The organism is Streptomyces sp. NPDC048278 (genome assembly GCF_040652195.1).
Lineage (GTDB): Bacteria > Actinomycetota > Actinomycetes > Streptomycetales > Streptomycetaceae > Streptomyces.
The window spans coordinates 98,556-112,751 of sequence record NZ_JBEZLP010000036.1 but is presented as its reverse complement, the minus strand read 5'-3'; the positions used below and the strand labels follow the sequence as shown (position 1 = coordinate 112,751).

Below are 14,196 nucleotides of genomic sequence, written 5' to 3'. Positions count from 1 at the left end.
GAGCGACGTACCGGTAACCCTGCTCCTGCCTGCTGACATGCCGTGGTGGTGCTCGGCGGGGACGGGTAGGAACCCGCGCGTACTCCAATAATCTCCGCCCGCACCTCCGCGTGTGCGTCGCTGAGGGTCTGTCCGGTCGGGGTGCTCATGCTGCACCGCCGGGCAGGCTCGCGCCGGCCGCGCGGTTGGCCAGCTCCAGCCGGGCGGCGAGCACCCGGCGGTGGGCCCGCCGGATCCGGCGGGTGTCCAGCTCACCGGGGGTGCGGTCCAGGGTGCTGATGTGTGCGTCCAACAGGTCGACGTCCGCAAGGATCAGCGGCATCTCCTGCTCGATCACGTCCAGTTCCGCGTCCGTCGGTTCGATCCAGTCGGCGAACGCGGTAACAACGTCCTGAACAGTCACGATGGGGTTCATGGGTCGTGGTTCCTCTCACTGGGGTACGGCCCGTCAGCGGCTCCCGGGAGGCACCCCGGGAGCCGCGCGCCGTTTTCGGTTGAAGCGGGTCAGTCGTCAGCGGCGAAAGGCCCAGCGGGTGAGAGCGGAGAGCTGGTCGGTGGCGTCGGTGACCCGACCGGACTCCAGTTCGTCCGCACGGTCTTCCATGCGCTTGGCCTTGGCCTCGTTGCCGCGCGAACGCACCACGGCAGCGGCCTCGCGGTGGTCGGCGGCAGCCTTCTTCAGGCGGTCCACGAGCAATTCCTCTCGGTAGTGGGTGAAGCCCCGCGGCTCCCTGCAACCCCGCCCGTACGGCCGCGCAGCCGAAGCGGGCCGGACGGACGGGAGAGGCAACCGGCCGCAGCGCGAGCGCTGCGAGACGGGTTTGGTTGCGCTGTTCTTCACACGGACCAGGGCCCGTGTGGCCGCCTACTTGGCCGAGGAGAGGCGGCGTGATCCCCATTCAGTTGTCAAGGAACAAACGCTTCCGACGAGCGCGGTAGCCCCAGAGGGGCTCCCGTTCCCACGGGACCCGTCGACGCATGTTCAGATTGACCTAGGTCAATCTTGCTGTCAAGAGAGTTCGGACGAAGAGCAGAGATTGACCTAGGTCCGGCTACGCTCGAACCCATGGAGCAGAGCCCAGAAGCGCCCAAGCACACGCCCACGGCCAAGGAAATTGCTGCGGAGTTCCGCGAGAAGATCACGGGCCCCAACCGCGAGTACAACCCGGGAGATCAGCTCCCCGCGGCTCGCAAGCTCGCCAAAGACCTTGGCGTGCAGCTCATGACCGTGCAGAGCGCATTCGGCCAGCTCCGCGACGAGGGGTTGGTTCTCACCCAGCAGGGCCGCGGGACGTTCGTCCGTGACCCCTCGATACCCCTCGGCACCGAGCCGGGCAGTAGCCCCGCGTTCACCGCTCTGGCCGCAGAGCTCAGCTCGATTCATGACGCTCTTCGCCTGCTCGGTGAGCGACTGGACCGCCTTGAACAGCTTGTCGGCGACGGGACTCCACCTTCGCCGTGAGTTCATCCGCGCGCCGCAGCAGCCGTTCAACCGTGGCGCGCGCCTCACTCAAACTTGCTTCGATCAAGGCAAGTTCCGTGGGAGTCAGACCTCCCAACTCGCTGCTTCGCTCATTGATCCTTGACATGGCAATGAGCATGCGGCCGCAAACGGAAGAGGACCCGGACAGACTGTCCGGGTCCTCTTCCGTTGCAGATCAAGCAGGTTGACGACTCGTCATCGCATGGCTTCCTCCACGGCGTCCAGCACTGCGGCCCACGGAAGTTCGCGCCCCGCCGGCGCTTCCCTCGGCTCGTAAAGCGGCCAGACGTCGGGGCCGTAGACGACGTGCACTCCCCCAGCCCGGAGGGCGTCAAGGTGGCCTTGCCACGCGGGGTGGCGAGCATGCGCCGCATTCACCCGCGGGAAGACGACGACCGGCAGACCGACGGTGCCGATAGCCTCGCCAACCTGGGTCAGTGCCTGGTTGTCCATCACGCCAGTCGCGAGCTTGGCGACCATGTTGGCGGACGCAGGAGCGACCACATAGCAATCAACCGGCGGATGGGGCCGGGTCTCACCGGGCAGGCGCGGTTCGTCGCGTACGGGTAGGCCGGTGAGCTTCTCCAGCCGCTCAACCTCCCCGATCATCCGCAGCCATTGACCTGCGGTCGGCGTCAGCGTGACGGCCACCTGCCATCCACGGTCCATCGCAGGTTCGACGAGACCCGTACGCAATGCCTCTACGCCCCCGGCCGCCGACCCGACGACCCCGAGCACCCCGCGCTTACCTGAACTCACTGCACCGCCCTGCACCGTTGCGCCATGACGAACACCTCGGACGAACGCGAACCGCCGGTCACGGGGGACTGCTTGATCAGATCCCGCAGCGTCTCGCGCACCCTCGGATTGTTGCGTACGAGCTGCGGCGAAGTGCGCTCAGCCGTACGCAGCTCCGCAAACGCTTCGTCTCCCTGGCCAGCGAGCGACAGAGCCCGCGCGTAGTCGATGCGGTGGGAGACGCTGCGCTCCTGCGGCATGTGGTCGACGTTGATCCGGCCGTGTTCCACCACGTACGAGACGTTGTCAAGGTCCAGCTCAACGGACAGGCGATGCAGCAGGACGTTCGTCGGCCCGAATCCGGTCTGCCAGTAGTTCTCATCCGACCCAAGTTCGTCCGCGAGTTCTTCGGCACGGTCCAACAGTCCCGTGGCGGTAGGCCGGTCCTGGTGCCGCGCTGCCGCCACTGCGGCACGCAGGTGGATCATCCCGAGCAAGCTGAGCGCGGCCGGGTCGTTCTCTGTCACCTGGGACGACAGCCATCTTGCCGCCGTGTTGCCCAGTTCGAGGGCGTCGTCGTAACGCCCGTTGGCAAGCAGGGCATGCGTGCCGGATCGGGCCGCGGATGCCAACACGAGCGGGTCGTCCGACTCGTCAGCGGCTCGCATCGCACGCTCGGCAGCGAGCCATGAGATGTCAGACTCACCGATCTTCGCGAGCGTCGTAGCGGCGAGATGGTGTGTACGGGCCGACACTGCCCAGGAATCGCTACTGTCGTCGCCGCGACGCGCCGCGCGATCTTCCAACTCCTGTGCAACCTGAAGCAACGCGGGAAGAGCGGCGATGACACTGCCGAGCCGTCCGCCCTGGTAGTCGTTCCAGGCCTGCTCCACTCGTACGGCCACCGGGGTGGGTGTCGGCAGCTGAGTCTCAGCCTGGGGTCCGAAGAGCAGACGCGAGAGGCGACGCGGGGTCATGAGGGCGTCGCGTACGGCGGGGACGTCGTCCTGTTGGCGCTCATCTTCCATGAGGACGGTCTGTCCGAGCAGGTCTCCGAGGGGCACGCGCAGGATGCGCGACAGCTCCGCGAGCATGTCGATGCGAGGCGGCTTCCGGCGCCCGGTCTCGATCTTCGCGAGCCAGTCAGTGCTACGACCGACCAGACCGGCCAGCACCTCTTGCGTGTAGCCACGACGCTTCCGGTAGAACGCGATGCGCTCGCCGATGCTGAGGTGATCTCCAAGACCACGCATTGCGTGTTGCCTCCTGGTTGTGTAGGGGCCCGCTTCACGGTACCGAGCCGGTCGTCACGCTGGACAGGTGGACTTTCCCGTCGACCCAAACGAGCGTGAGGCCCTGAACGGCAGAGGGCCCGGACGAAGTGTCCGGGCCCGTTCCTTCGGTTGAAATCAGAGATGGTGGACATGAGCTGACCCACCAGTGCGACTGTCCCAATAGCCCTATTGACCTGGACAGATAGGTGGGACAGCAGGAAGCGTGACCGTCACACCTGCCCCAAGATCATCTGCGGACTTCCGCAGTGCGGAAAGCCGCAGGACCAAAACCTTTGAATCGGTGGTTCACCCTGGCAGGGTCGCCAGTGGTCACAGTTCTTGTCAGGCGGCGCCCCGGACAAGGTCAAGTGAGCCTCGCTGCGTGCTCTTTCGGATCCATCCGATCCCATGGACCTCCATGCCTGCGTGCGTTCCATCGCACGCTCAACCGAAGGACTTCAACATGCCCACGGGCCCCCAGGCGCCGAACAACGCCGTGCTCATGCTCCTCACAGCCGTGACGCTACTGCTCACAGGCGTCGGTCTCGCGTACGTGGCCTACGAGCACCCCACCCTCGCGGAACCCATCACCGTCGCAACCGGGGGGACGGCTTTGTTGTGCACCGCATTCGGCTTCGCTCTAACTCGCAAGTAGGCCTGTCGGAGGGCTGTAACGCCCCGGTGTTACAGCCCTCGCAGGCAATCCGTCTGCTAAAGTGATCTTCACCAGTCGGTAGTCTCGAGTCGCGAACCACCTGTATGAGACCTAGCGTTGGAGGTAACGGCACTAACACGGAACTCACCTAGGAAGGTGAAGACCATGCCGCCTCTAGACGGACTTGTGTCCAGCCGGTCCGGTCAGGAAGCCTGGTGCTTCTGCCAAAAGTGCTGGGGGTTGTTCTACCAGGGGGAGCCATTTGAGCCCAGGGGCAGTTGCCCCGCTGGCGGGGGTCACGAAGCGCAGGGCTTCAATTTCTACCTTCCCCACGGCGATACGGACGTTCCCTTCACTCAGTCACATTGGCGCTTCTGCTTTAAGTGCTGGGGGATGTTCTGGGAGTCCGATCACCCGGGACCTCAGGGGCGATGCCCGGCGGATCACAATCCTCATCAGGCACAATCGCCGTCCCAGAGCTTCACGTTCCGCCTTCCTTGCAATTTGCAAGAGGCCCCGTGGTCACAGGCGGGCTGGCGATTTTGCTGGAAGTGCTTCGGCATGTTCTTCGAAGGAAGCGAACCGGTCCCTAAGGGACGATGCCCGCAGGACAGCAAAGCCCATGAATCGCGACCCAACGACTTCCATTTCGTTCTTCCACACTGGGGCTTCCCTTCGGACAGCGGAACTTCGGAGAGGCACCAGATCTTCGACCTGGTCAACAGGGCGCGCCAGCAACAACCGCAGCCATGTACAAGAAACTTGCAGATTGACTTGCGCCTAGACGGCCTCGCGCAAGCTCACACCGTAGACCTTGCCGAACATCCAGACCTCTGGGACAAGCGCAATCCCGCCGGCTGGCCGGGGCATTACGGATCTAACGGCAGCTTGCAAGCTGATCGGATCAAGTGGGCAACAGGCGCCACAGGGCAAGAGAACGTATACATGCAGTGGTTCACCGGGAACACTCCACCTGCAATACAGGCGGTAGTTGACGGATGGCTGCAGGATACGGACCACAGAAAAACCATGCTCAACTGTGACTTCAAAGCGACCGGCGTGGGTTTCGCGGTGCGCCACGGCAAGGCACCAGATGGTTCTGGCCTGGATGCGAGTTTCTACTATTTCACCCAGGACTTCATTTAGTGCTGTCGCGGGGTCTACCCGAACGGCTGCCGCTCGGGGTTGGTAGCCGGCAAGGGGAGGCGGGGGAAGTGCAGGTCAGATGGGCGCTAGCGCCTGCCTGGGCCGCTGCCAAGGTTACTTACAGAGCAAGCTCAGTCAGCCGACCGCCTTCTCATGTAGTCCGCCCTCTGCTCCCACTCTTCGATGTCTTCCTCGGACAAGTAAAGCCTGCATGCCTTCCGCCAGCTCTCCTCATCCGCCCAATCCCTCGTGACCTCATCAGCCCTTACGGGTTCAACGAACGAACTCCCCAGAAGCTTCAAAATCTGGGCCTTTACCTGCTCATCGGTCTGATTCCGTCCAGCAGCAGACTTATCAACCACTTCGGCGCGATACTCGGCGAATGCACTCTCATCCGCGAGCACCCTTTCAAGTTGGGCCCTCAACGCCGCCCTGTTCTCATCCACGGCTGCAAAGTCAGCTGGCCTGAATGCTCGCGTTGCCGAATCTCGAACGCTGCGAACAACGAAGCTCTCCGACACGCCCGTTTCCAACAGGGTCTGCGCAGTCCGACGCACCTGTTGCAAGTAGCGATCAGGGTCCCACGGCCTAGGGATGGAGAGACCCAGCTCCGCACCAAGGCGGACTACCGCTACTGACTCCGCATGGACGCTGGGAGCGAGCGCTATGAACAACCGATTGATGAGCTCTCCTGGCGAACCGGAGATCGGGTCTGGGATCACTATGTCAGCCACGAACCTGATCGTAGGCCACCGAAGGACAATGCCGCCCTCTGCACTCATCACCGCCCAGGCCGGAGCATCCCCGACACTCCATCCGGGGCCGCCTGTGGGCCGTCCGACGGCGACCGACAACGACCAACAACGACCAACGACCACGGCTCCGCTGCTGGTCAAAGCGTCCTCCGGGAAACTTCCCCTCGGGCCCTCGGACGTGTAATCAGTTCTAGTTGAACTAAGCCAGGGGCAGGGCCGAATAGGCTCCCACCAGCGGTTTCGGCAACCTCGAAGGGGCCGCCGGGCGCGCCGGTCGGGTGCCGTGCCCGGGTGCCGTGCCCGTCAGTCGGCCAAGTGACGGCGGAGGAAGTCCAGTTGGTGACCCAGCAGCCGGGCGAACCTGTCGTCGGTCGGTGCGGCGTGTGTCGTCCCGCTCAGCGGCAGCACCTCGTGCGGTTTCCCGGCGGCCAGCAGAGCGCCGGAGAACCGCAGCGTGCCGGCCACGAAGACGTTGTCGTCCGCCAGCCCGTGCACCAGCAGCAGCGGACGGCTGAGCTTCGGGGCGTCGGCGAGCAGCGAGGACCGTCGGCCAGCAGCCGTTCCGCGCCGGTCGCCGGGTCGAGCGTCCACAGGCACCCGACCGGGTCGTCCCCGGCCCGGCTCCGCAGGAACAGGACGCGGGCACCGTCCGGCGCCACGGTGAGAGGGGCGGGTGCGCCGAGGGTGAAGCGGCGGGTGCGGGCGATCTGACGCAGAAGCGGGGAAGTCACCATGGCGGGCACTGTGTCACTCGTCCCGGACGGCAGCACGGAATATCTCGACCGACCGCCCGGCCGTCCTGCACCGCCCGCCCGACCGACCGCCCGTCCCGCACCGCCGGGCACGCGCCCGAGGTCCGGCCCCGGACGCGGACCGGGACCAGGAGCGGGAGCGGGAGCTGGAGCTGGAGCTGGAGCGGGACCTAGTCGTTCGAGGCCGGCTGCCACTCCTCGGCGAGGAGCCCGAGCAGCACCTCGTCCAGGAACTCGCCCATCACCCAGGCCGAGGAGCGCAGCACACCCTCGCGGACGAAGCCGTTGCGCTCGGCGGCGCGCAGCATCGCGGCGTTGTCCGCCAGCGTCTCGATCTGCAGCCGGCGCAGGCCGCGCACGACGAAGCCGTAGCGGCAGAGCACCGCGACCACGTCGGTGCCGTAGCCCTTGCCGCGGGCGGACGGCAGCAGGTTGAGCCCGATGTGGGCGCCGCGGTTGTGGCTGTCGACGCCCCACAGCGTCGCGCCGCCGACCAGCGTGCCGCCCGCAAGCTCCACCACGGAGAACTTGACCGTCTCGTCGTCCTGGTGGTCCACCGTGAGCCGTGGGTCCTCCGCGGTGGGCGACACCGGGCGCCACGGCCGGCTGTCGGCGCGTGAGGAGTTGACCACGTCGTCGTAGAGCTCGGCCCGCAGGACCGGGATGTCCTCTTCGTGCCGGGCTCTGAGCCCGACCGTCTCGCCTCTCAGCATGCGAGCTTCCTATCCGGCCGGTCCGGCCGGCGGCAAACCAATATGGGGGGGCGTCCGGCCCGGTGGCCGCGCTGTCCTCAGGCAACCATCTGACGGAACATCAGCTCTGGTTATAGTGGTTGGTGGTCAGTGGCCACGGGGCCGGCGGTACCGGCGGGGGCGGAGGAAGGCTGATGGCGGACGGTCTGGACGGGTCGGCAGAAACACGGCCCGAGGTGGCGGTGCGGGATCTCGGTGGGGGTGTGCGGTCCGTCGCCGTCCCCATTCCGGACAATCCGCTCGGCTACACGCTGGTGTACGTGGTGGACACCGACCGGGGGCCGGTGCTGGTCGACACCGGGTGGGACGACCCCGGGTCGTGGGACGTGCTGGTCGCGGGGCTGGCGGCGTGCGGGACGGGCGTCGGCGAGGTGCACGGGGTCGTCATCACGCACCACCATCCCGACCATCACGGGCTGTCGGGGAAGGTGCGCGAGGCCTCCGGGGCCTGGATCGCGATGCACGCGGCCGACGCGGCGATCGTGCGGCGGGCCCGGGAGACCCGGCCCGAGCGGTGGTTCACGTACATGGCGGCGAAGCTGACGGCCGCCGGGGCGCCGGAGGAGCACGTGGCGCCGCTGCGCGACGGCCCCCGCCACCGGAACACCCCGCCCGGCCTGGCCCCCGCCCTCCCCGACCGCGAGATCCTCCCCGGCGAACTCCTCGGCCTGCCCGGCCGCCGGCTGCGCGCCCTCTGGACACCGGGGCACACGCCCGGCCATGTCTGCCTGCACCTGGAGGAGACCCACCCCGGTCAACTCCCGGGCCACGGGCGCCTGTTCTCCGGCGACCACCTGCTCCCCGAGATCACCCCGCACATCGGCCTCTACGAGGACCCCGACGACGCGACCGTCACCGATCCCCTCGGCGACTACCTCGACTCCCTGGAACGCGTCGGCCGCCTCGCCCCCGCCGAGGTCCTCCCGGCCCACCAGTACACCTTCACCGACGCACCGGAACGGGTACGGGAACTGCTGGCCCACCACGAGGAACGCCTGGCCGGCCTGCTCACCCTCCTCCAGCAGCCGCTCACACCCTGGGAGTTGGCCGTGCGGATGGAGTGGAACCGGCCGTGGGACCAGATCCCCTACGGCTCCCGGAACATCGCCGTCTCGGAGGCCGAGGCCCATCTGCGCCGGCTGGTGAAGCTGGGGCGGGCGGAGGCGGTGGCGGGGAGCGAGCCGGTGACCTACCTGGCGGTGTAGCCGACGCGGCTCGGTTGACCGCTCAGTCGACCGCTCGGTTGACCGCTCGGTCGACCGCTCAGTTGACCGCGCCCTTGACCGCTCCCTCGGCCGTGATGAGCATCTCCGCCAGGTCGGCGAGGGTGGCCAGTTGGCGGGGGTTCATCTGAGGCGCGCGGGCCGCCAGCCGGACCAGGCCGCTCTCGCGGAGCCGGGAGAGCGGGTCCGCCTGGGCCTGAAGACACTGGAGCACCGGCTGGAGCGCCTCGTACAGCGCCTCCGGCTCGTCGGCGGTGAAGAAGCCGGGCGGAAGGCCGAAGAACCGCCGCAGCCGGTCGGTGTGTTCGAGGCCGGGCAGCCCGCTCTTGCGCCACTCGCTCAGCCACTGCCTGCTGGTGCCGGCGATCGCCGCGAGCTCGCCCAGCGAGTACCGCTTGCCGTCGGGGCGGCGCCGGTGCTCGCGGATGAAGTCCAGCCGCTGCCGGACCCGTTCGGCGAGTCCCGCCTCGGGTGCGGGGCCGCCCGCGAGGAGTTCGGCGACCACCCCGACCGGGATGCCGGTGCGGTACGACAGGTCGGCCACGTCCAGCACCTCGCAGAGCCGTCCGGGCCGTCCGGTCAGCTCCCCGAGCCGTTCCAGTACGCCGGTCAACGGGGCATGGGCGTCGCTCACCAAGGTCCCCCTGGACGCGCGTGGTCGGTCGGCCGGCCGAACGGGGGCCGGCACACGCGAGGCTATCGAATCACCGGTCCCGCCCACCAGACATGACAAGGACCACTGCACAAGAGGGCAGTAATCGTTGACATGTGACGGATCGGCAGGAAAGGATCACATCACCAGGCCACGGTCGAACCGACCCGCCCCGGCTGCCGCCTATAGGGGAGCGGCGCCCAGGGCGACCAGCCGCCCCGCCTCCTCCCAGAAGGTGAGGCGAACCGATGCCGCAGCCCGTCCTGCTCCTCGGCGCCGGCCGCCGGCGCGCGTACGACGAGGGCGTCCTGACGCGCATCGCCTCGGCCCGCCCGGTACTGCTGGTGGACGCCGCGCCGCCCGCCTGGGCACAGCCGTGCCTGGCCGGACACCTCGCGGCGGACCCCGGCAAAGGCGGCGCCACGGCGTCGGCGGTGGTTCGGTTCGCGGCCCGGCACCGGGTCCGCGGCGTGCTGACCTACTCGGGCGAGTACGCGGTCGCCGCCGCGAGGATCGCCGGGCAGTTGGGGCTGCCCGGCCCCTCCCTCGCCGTGGTCACCGCCTGCGCGGACCCGCCCGCCCTGCGCGCGCTGCTGGCCGGCCGCGCCGTTCCCGTCGGCGACCCCGACGACCCCGGCGCACCCCGCGCACCCGGCGTCCCGTCCCGCGTCTCGGCCGAGACGGTCGTCCTCGACGGCGAGATCCGGATCGCCGCCATCACCCGTACGACCCTGGGCCCGGCGCCCGCCCGGCAGCCGCTGCGGCACACCGTGCACGCCCACGACGGCCTGCTGCACAACCGTTTCCTGCGCCTGGCCGTCGACCGCACCGTGCGCGCCCTAGGCGTCGACCGGGGCGTCCTGCACATCGGCCTCGCCCTCACCGACCGCGGCCCCCGGGTGACCGACGTCGCCCCGCATCTCCCGGGCGACCTGATCCCGCTCCTCGTCAGACGGGCCACCGGCGTCGACCTCGCCCGGGCCGCCGCCGCCCTGGCCACCGGCGAGGCCGCCGACACGACGCCCACCCGGCAGCGGACGGCCGCGGTCCAGTTCGCCTACCCCGCCGCCACCGGCCGCCTCGACCACCTGGAGCTCTCCCCCGACGCCGCCCACGAACCCGGCGCCGACCGGATGCTCCTCACCCGGCACACCGGCAGCCACGTCACCGCCGGCCCGTACGCCACCGCCGCCGACCGGCTGGCCCTGTGGGTGGCGGTCGGCGAGACCCCGGCCGACTGCGACGACGCGCTGCGCCGGATGGCCCGCCACCTGTCGGCGGGCATCTCCCCGCTCGCGGACGCGGTGAACGCGGCCTAGGGACCCAAGGGTCCAGGGATCGAGGGGTCCAGGGGTCCAGGGGTCCAGGGGCTTTGGTCAAGAGTTCGATCCCGTGCGGGTCCCGTTCGGGAAAGACGCTGGATCCCCGGGCGCGTCCCGCCCTACGGTGCCGTCATGAGCAATCACCAGGAAGCGCCTGTCGGGCCCGTCGAGGCCTATGAACCCCCTTACTACGTGGCCGTCTTCAGCACGGTGCGCACCGAGGACCAGAGCGGCTACGCGGAGACCAACGCCCGCATGGAGGACCTGGTGAAGGACATCCCCGGGTACCTGGGGATGGACCACGCGCAGACCCCCGGCGGGCTGGGCATCACCGTCGGGTACTTCCGCGACGCCGACGCGCTCGCGCAGTGGCGGACCGATGCCGAGCACCGCGAGGCGCAGAAGCGCGGGCGGGCCGAGTGGTACGAGAGCTACACCCTGCACGTGGCGAAGGTGGAGCGGAGCCACGGTTTCACGCGGGGGAAATCGGCGGACCCGGCGCGCTAGAGGGCGACCGCCCGTATCAACCGCCCCGCCTCCCCCAGCACTTCGACCTCCGCTCGGCTCATCGTCGGGTTGGCCGCCCGCCGGCGCAGAGCCTCCGCCAGCCCCGCCTCGGTCAGGCCGCCCGGGTCGGCGAGCAGGGCGGTCAGCAGGTCGTGGGCCAACGGGTAGGCACCCAGGGCCGCTTGGGCGAGGATCACCGCGGACATGCCCCAGTCGAGTCCGGGCGGCCCGTCCTCGGCGTTGGTCCAGTCGATGACCCGGGGGCCGTCGGGGGTCAGGATCACGTTGTCCGGATGCAGGTCGAGGTGGAGGACCCGGGCGCCGGGGTCGGCCGGGTCCCGGCCGGGCAGGGCGTGCAGCCGCCGCAGCAGCGAGGCGAGCAGCGCGCCGCCCTCCGCCGGGCCCGTCTCCCCCGCCAGCAGCGCCGCCAGCATGGTCGGCCCGGACAGCCGCTCCATGACCAGTTCGGTACGGGAGGCGGACGGCCGCACCCGGGGCGCCGGGTACCCGCGCTCCCGTACGTACGTCATCAGCGCGCCCTCGGCGCTCGCGTCCCCCCGGCCGTCCCGGTCCCGGCGCAGCACCCACGCCTCGTCGAGCTCGTACACGTCGGCCGAACGCCCCGAACCGAGCAGTCTCCCCGTCATGACATGACCATAACGAGGTCTCCGCACAGCCCCCTCTCAGCTTTCCGCCGACGGCCGGTAAGGTAGCCGGGTCGTCATCACCCGTACGGGGGGAAGCCGGTGCAATTCCGGCGCTGACCCGCAACCGTGAGCCGCACCCGTTGCGGCAAGCCGGACCGCCGCGCCCGGGACGTTGATCGGCTCATGTGCGCCGGCACCCGTCGTCGCACGGCACCGTCGAGGTTTACGGAGCCGAGCCGCCGGGGTGTCCCGTGCTGCCCGGCTCCCCGCAGGGAGAGGCACCCGCCGATCATGACCGTCCTCCGCCGCACCGCCGGGGTGCTGGCCGCCACCGCCGTCATCGGTAGCGCCACACCCGCGACGACCGCACTGGCCGCCGGCACCACCTCCCCGTCGCCGTCCGCGTCGGCGGTGCTCCCGTCGGGGCTGTACGGCGACTCGGACCCGAAGTTCGACGGCGTCTGGCGCCAGTCCCTCGCCCTGCTGGCCCAGCGCGCGGTGGGAGTGACCCCGGCCGCGAAGGCGGTGGACTGGCTGGCCGGGCAGCAGTGCGCGAACGGCGCGTTCGCCGCGTTCCGCGCCGAGCCGACGGCGGCCTGTGACGCCAAGGTGGCCGTCGACACCAACAGCACGGCCGCCGCCGTACAGGCGCTGAAGGCGGCCGGCGGCCACGACGCCGCCGCGGACAAGGCCGTGACCTGGCTGAAGTCGCAGCAGAACAAGGACGGCGGCTGGGGCTACACCCCGGGCTCGCCCAGCGACACCAACTCCACCGGCGTGGTCGTCGGCGCGCTCGCGGCGACCGGCGAGAGCGCGGACAGGTCGCCGTACGCCCTGCTCGCCCAGTGGTCCCTGCCCTGCGGCCAGGACGGTGGCGGTGCCCTCGCCTACCAGCCGGACAAGCAGGGGAAGCTGGCCGCCAACGCGGACGCGACCGCGGCCGGGGTGCTCGGAGCCCTCGGCAAGGGCTTCGTGACGACGCCCGGGAAGCCCCCGGCGAAGGCCCCCGACTGCGCGGACTCCGCCTCCGGCTCTGGATCCGGTTCCGGTTCCGGTTCCGGCAAGGCCCTCGCCCGGGAGGACGTGGCCCGCAACGGCGCCGCGTACCTGGCGGACGCCATGTCGAAGGCCGGCCACCTCGTCTCCGCGCTCCCCGGCGCCGCACCGCAGCCGGACTACGGCAACACCGCCGACGCGGTCGTCGCCCTCGCCGCGCAGGGCTGGACCGAACAGGCGCGGAAGCCGTACGCCTGGCTGGCGGCGCACGCCGTGCCGTGGGCGCGGCAGAGCGGGCCCGCGGCCTACGCCGAACTGATCCTCGCCGCGCACGCGATGGGCGCGGACCCCCGCGACTTCGGCGGCACGGACCTGGTGACGGCGCTGAACGCGACGGGACCCGCCCCGCGGGCCGCCGCCGAGAAGCAGGCCGAGAAGCACGGCCAGGCGAAGAAGTCGGGCAACAGCGTGTGGTGGATCGTGGGCACCGGGCTCGTCGCCGGGATCGGCATCGGCTTCCTGTTCAGCGGCCGTCGCAAGCAGCAGCAGCCGTGACCGCGGTCCGCCGTGCGGTGCTGCCGCTCCTGGCCGCGCTGACGCTGTGCGCGACGGCCGCCGGGCCTGCGGCGGCCACCGGCTACCGGTACTGGTCCTTCTGGGAGCGCGACGGCTCGCGCTGGACGTACGCCACGCAGGGGCCGTCGACCGCGCGGCCCGCCGACGGTTCGGTCGAGGGCTTCCGCTTCGCGGTGAGCGAGGACTCCGCGGACGCGTCGCGCCCGCGCGGCACGGCGGACTTCGCGACGATCTGCGCGGACACGTCTGCCGTCGGGGGCCGCAAACGGGTGGGCCTGGTCGTCGACTTCGGCACGACGGCGGACGCGCCGTCGGGGGAACGGCCGCCTGCGCGGCGGACGGCGTGCGCGGTGGTGTCCGAGGACGCGACGACGGCGGAGGCACTGGCGGCGGTGGCGAAGCCGCTGCGGTACGACACGAACGCGTTGTTGTGCGCGATCGGGGGGTATCCGGCGCGCGGCTGCGGGGAGAAGGTCGCGGCGGGGGCCGGCAGTTCACCGCCGGCCGACGGCCCGTCCCTCGGCCTCGCGGCCGGCGTGGGGGTCGTCGTGGTGGTGGCCGCGGGCGCCGTCTGGCAGACACGGCGGCGCAAGAATGCGTGACCGCCACGGTACGGGCGGGCGGGGGCTGCTCGCGCAGTTCCTCGCGCCCCTGAAAAACCTACCTGCGGGCAGTCGTGCCACCGCGGGCCGACGGGGGTTGCTCGCGCAGTTCCCCG

The 14,196-nt window shown here is 69.9% G+C and carries 15 protein-coding genes, 1 pseudogene and 1 riboswitch; of the genes and pseudogenes, 7 read left to right on the top strand and 9 right to left on the bottom strand.

Translation table 11 applies throughout. From position 1 onward, the window contains the following. Positions 1 to 145: 145 nt before the first annotated feature. Together AB0D74_RS41105 and AB0D74_RS41100 are read right to left on the bottom strand one after the other, a co-directional pair. Complete coding sequence (locus tag AB0D74_RS41105; RefSeq protein ID WP_362598917.1) at positions 146 to 415, bottom strand: DUF6284 family protein; 270 nt, start codon at positions 413 to 415, stop codon at positions 146 to 148. A 96-nt stretch (positions 416 to 511) separates the two neighbouring features. After that, complete coding sequence (locus AB0D74_RS41100; protein WP_362598915.1) at positions 512 to 691, bottom strand: hypothetical protein; 180 nt, start codon at positions 689 to 691, stop codon at positions 512 to 514. Positions 692 to 1,066: 375 nt separating this feature from the next. Between AB0D74_RS41100 and AB0D74_RS41095 the strand changes: the two genes are divergently transcribed. Next, entirely contained in the window at positions 1,067 to 1,462 is a 396-nt protein-coding gene (locus tag AB0D74_RS41095; RefSeq protein ID WP_362598913.1) for a winged helix-turn-helix domain-containing protein, read from the top strand. A 216-nt stretch (positions 1,463 to 1,678) separates the two neighbouring features. Here the strand turns inward: AB0D74_RS41095 and AB0D74_RS41090 are convergent, their stop codons facing one another. Together AB0D74_RS41090 and AB0D74_RS41085 are read right to left on the bottom strand one after the other, a co-directional pair. Further along, positions 1,679 to 2,221 carry a flavoprotein gene (locus tag AB0D74_RS41090; protein ID WP_362598911.1) on the bottom strand — a complete coding sequence of 181 codons (543 nt, stop codon included), beginning with the start codon at positions 2,219 to 2,221 and terminating at the stop codon, positions 1,679 to 1,681. A gap of 17 nt (positions 2,222 to 2,238) precedes the next feature. Then, positions 2,239 to 3,474 (bottom strand): helix-turn-helix transcriptional regulator, encoded by a 1,236-nt coding sequence (locus AB0D74_RS41085; protein ID WP_362598909.1) that lies wholly within the window; start codon positions 3,472 to 3,474, stop codon positions 2,239 to 2,241. A gap of 1,237 nt (positions 3,475 to 4,711) precedes the next feature. Here AB0D74_RS41085 and AB0D74_RS41080 point away from each other — a divergent pair. Continuing rightward, positions 4,712 to 5,296: a CAP domain-containing protein gene (locus tag AB0D74_RS41080; RefSeq protein WP_362598906.1), complete on the top strand. Its 585-nt coding sequence runs from the start codon at positions 4,712 to 4,714 to the stop codon at positions 5,294 to 5,296. A 131-nt stretch (positions 5,297 to 5,427) separates the two neighbouring features. On the opposite strand, the gene AB0D74_RS41075 is transcribed toward AB0D74_RS41080, so the two are convergent. The 3 genes and pseudogenes from AB0D74_RS41075 to AB0D74_RS41065 form a co-directional block, all read right to left on the bottom strand. Then, positions 5,428 to 6,030, bottom strand: a complete 603-nt coding sequence (locus AB0D74_RS41075) for a hypothetical protein (protein WP_362598904.1) — start codon at positions 6,028 to 6,030, stop codon at positions 5,428 to 5,430. Positions 6,031 to 6,354: 324 nt separating this feature from the next. Next, positions 6,355 to 6,585: pseudogene (locus tag AB0D74_RS41070) on the bottom strand (prolyl oligopeptidase family serine peptidase); the annotation flags it as partial. Between the two features lie 388 nt (positions 6,586 to 6,973). Beyond that, complete coding sequence (locus AB0D74_RS41065) at positions 6,974 to 7,516, bottom strand: GNAT family protein (protein ID WP_362598902.1); 543 nt, start codon at positions 7,514 to 7,516, stop codon at positions 6,974 to 6,976. A 173-nt stretch (positions 7,517 to 7,689) separates the two neighbouring features. Between AB0D74_RS41065 and AB0D74_RS41060 the strand changes: the two genes are divergently transcribed. Then, entirely contained in the window at positions 7,690 to 8,760 is a 1,071-nt protein-coding gene (locus AB0D74_RS41060; RefSeq protein ID WP_362598900.1) for an MBL fold metallo-hydrolase, read from the top strand. A gap of 58 nt (positions 8,761 to 8,818) precedes the next feature. Here AB0D74_RS41060 and AB0D74_RS41055 read toward each other — a convergent pair whose 3' ends face one another. Continuing rightward, positions 8,819 to 9,412, bottom strand: coding sequence for an XRE family transcriptional regulator (locus AB0D74_RS41055; RefSeq protein ID WP_362598898.1), 594 nt, complete (start codon positions 9,410 to 9,412; stop codon positions 8,819 to 8,821). Between the two features lie 266 nt (positions 9,413 to 9,678). Between AB0D74_RS41055 and AB0D74_RS41050 the strand changes: the two genes are divergently transcribed. Together AB0D74_RS41050 and AB0D74_RS41045 are read left to right on the top strand one after the other, a co-directional pair. Beyond that, complete coding sequence (locus tag AB0D74_RS41050; protein ID WP_362598896.1) at positions 9,679 to 10,749, top strand: beta-ketoacyl synthase N-terminal-like domain-containing protein; 1,071 nt, start codon at positions 9,679 to 9,681, stop codon at positions 10,747 to 10,749. 135 nt (positions 10,750 to 10,884) lie between these two features. Further along, positions 10,885 to 11,259 carry an antibiotic biosynthesis monooxygenase gene (locus AB0D74_RS41045; RefSeq protein WP_362598894.1) on the top strand — a complete coding sequence of 125 codons (375 nt, stop codon included), beginning with the start codon at positions 10,885 to 10,887 and terminating at the stop codon, positions 11,257 to 11,259. Here AB0D74_RS41045 and AB0D74_RS41040 read toward each other — a convergent pair. Next, positions 11,256 to 11,906 (bottom strand): phosphotransferase, encoded by a 651-nt coding sequence (locus tag AB0D74_RS41040; protein ID WP_362598892.1) that lies wholly within the window; start codon positions 11,904 to 11,906, stop codon positions 11,256 to 11,258. The genes AB0D74_RS41045 and AB0D74_RS41040 overlap by 4 nt on opposite strands. A 51-nt stretch (positions 11,907 to 11,957) precedes the next feature. After that, a riboswitch (cobalamin riboswitch) is annotated at positions 11,958 to 12,089 on the top strand. 108 nt (positions 12,090 to 12,197) lie between these two features. On the opposite strand from AB0D74_RS41040, the gene AB0D74_RS41035 reads away from it, so the two are divergent. After that, entirely contained in the window at positions 12,198 to 13,457 is a 1,260-nt protein-coding gene (locus AB0D74_RS41035) for a prenyltransferase/squalene oxidase repeat-containing protein (RefSeq protein WP_362598890.1), read from the top strand. Beyond that, positions 13,454 to 14,080: an SCO2322 family protein gene (locus tag AB0D74_RS41030; protein ID WP_362598888.1), complete on the top strand. Its 627-nt coding sequence runs from the start codon at positions 13,454 to 13,456 to the stop codon at positions 14,078 to 14,080. Before AB0D74_RS41035 ends, AB0D74_RS41030 begins: the two co-directional genes overlap by 4 nt. The last annotated feature ends 116 nt before the right edge of the window (positions 14,081 to 14,196 follow it).

Excerpts from the sequence above, each read along its gene's own strand:
- AB0D74_RS41060 (WP_362598900.1), top strand. The coding sequence starts at position 7,690 with ATGGCGGACGGTCTGGACGGGTCGGCAGAAACACGGCCCGAGGTGGCG.
- AB0D74_RS41035 (WP_362598890.1), top strand. The coding sequence starts at position 12,198 with ATGACCGTCCTCCGCCGCACCGCCGGGGTGCTGGCCGCCACCGCCGTC.
- AB0D74_RS41095 (WP_362598913.1), top strand. The coding sequence starts at position 1,067 with ATGGAGCAGAGCCCAGAAGCGCCCAAGCACACGCCCACGGCCAAGGAA.
- AB0D74_RS41050 (WP_362598896.1), top strand. The coding sequence starts at position 9,679 with ATGCCGCAGCCCGTCCTGCTCCTCGGCGCCGGCCGCCGGCGCGCGTAC.
- AB0D74_RS41080 (WP_362598906.1), top strand. The coding sequence starts at position 4,712 with ATGTTCTTCGAAGGAAGCGAACCGGTCCCTAAGGGACGATGCCCGCAG.
- AB0D74_RS41040 (WP_362598892.1), bottom strand. The coding sequence starts at position 11,906 with ATGACGGGGAGACTGCTCGGTTCGGGGCGTTCGGCCGACGTGTACGAG.
- AB0D74_RS41045 (WP_362598894.1), top strand. The coding sequence starts at position 10,885 with ATGAGCAATCACCAGGAAGCGCCTGTCGGGCCCGTCGAGGCCTATGAA.
- AB0D74_RS41065 (WP_362598902.1), bottom strand. The coding sequence starts at position 7,516 with ATGCTGAGAGGCGAGACGGTCGGGCTCAGAGCCCGGCACGAAGAGGAC.
- AB0D74_RS41105 (WP_362598917.1), bottom strand. The coding sequence starts at position 415 with ATGAACCCCATCGTGACTGTTCAGGACGTTGTTACCGCGTTCGCCGAC.
- AB0D74_RS41085 (WP_362598909.1), bottom strand. The coding sequence starts at position 3,474 with ATGCGTGGTCTTGGAGATCACCTCAGCATCGGCGAGCGCATCGCGTTC.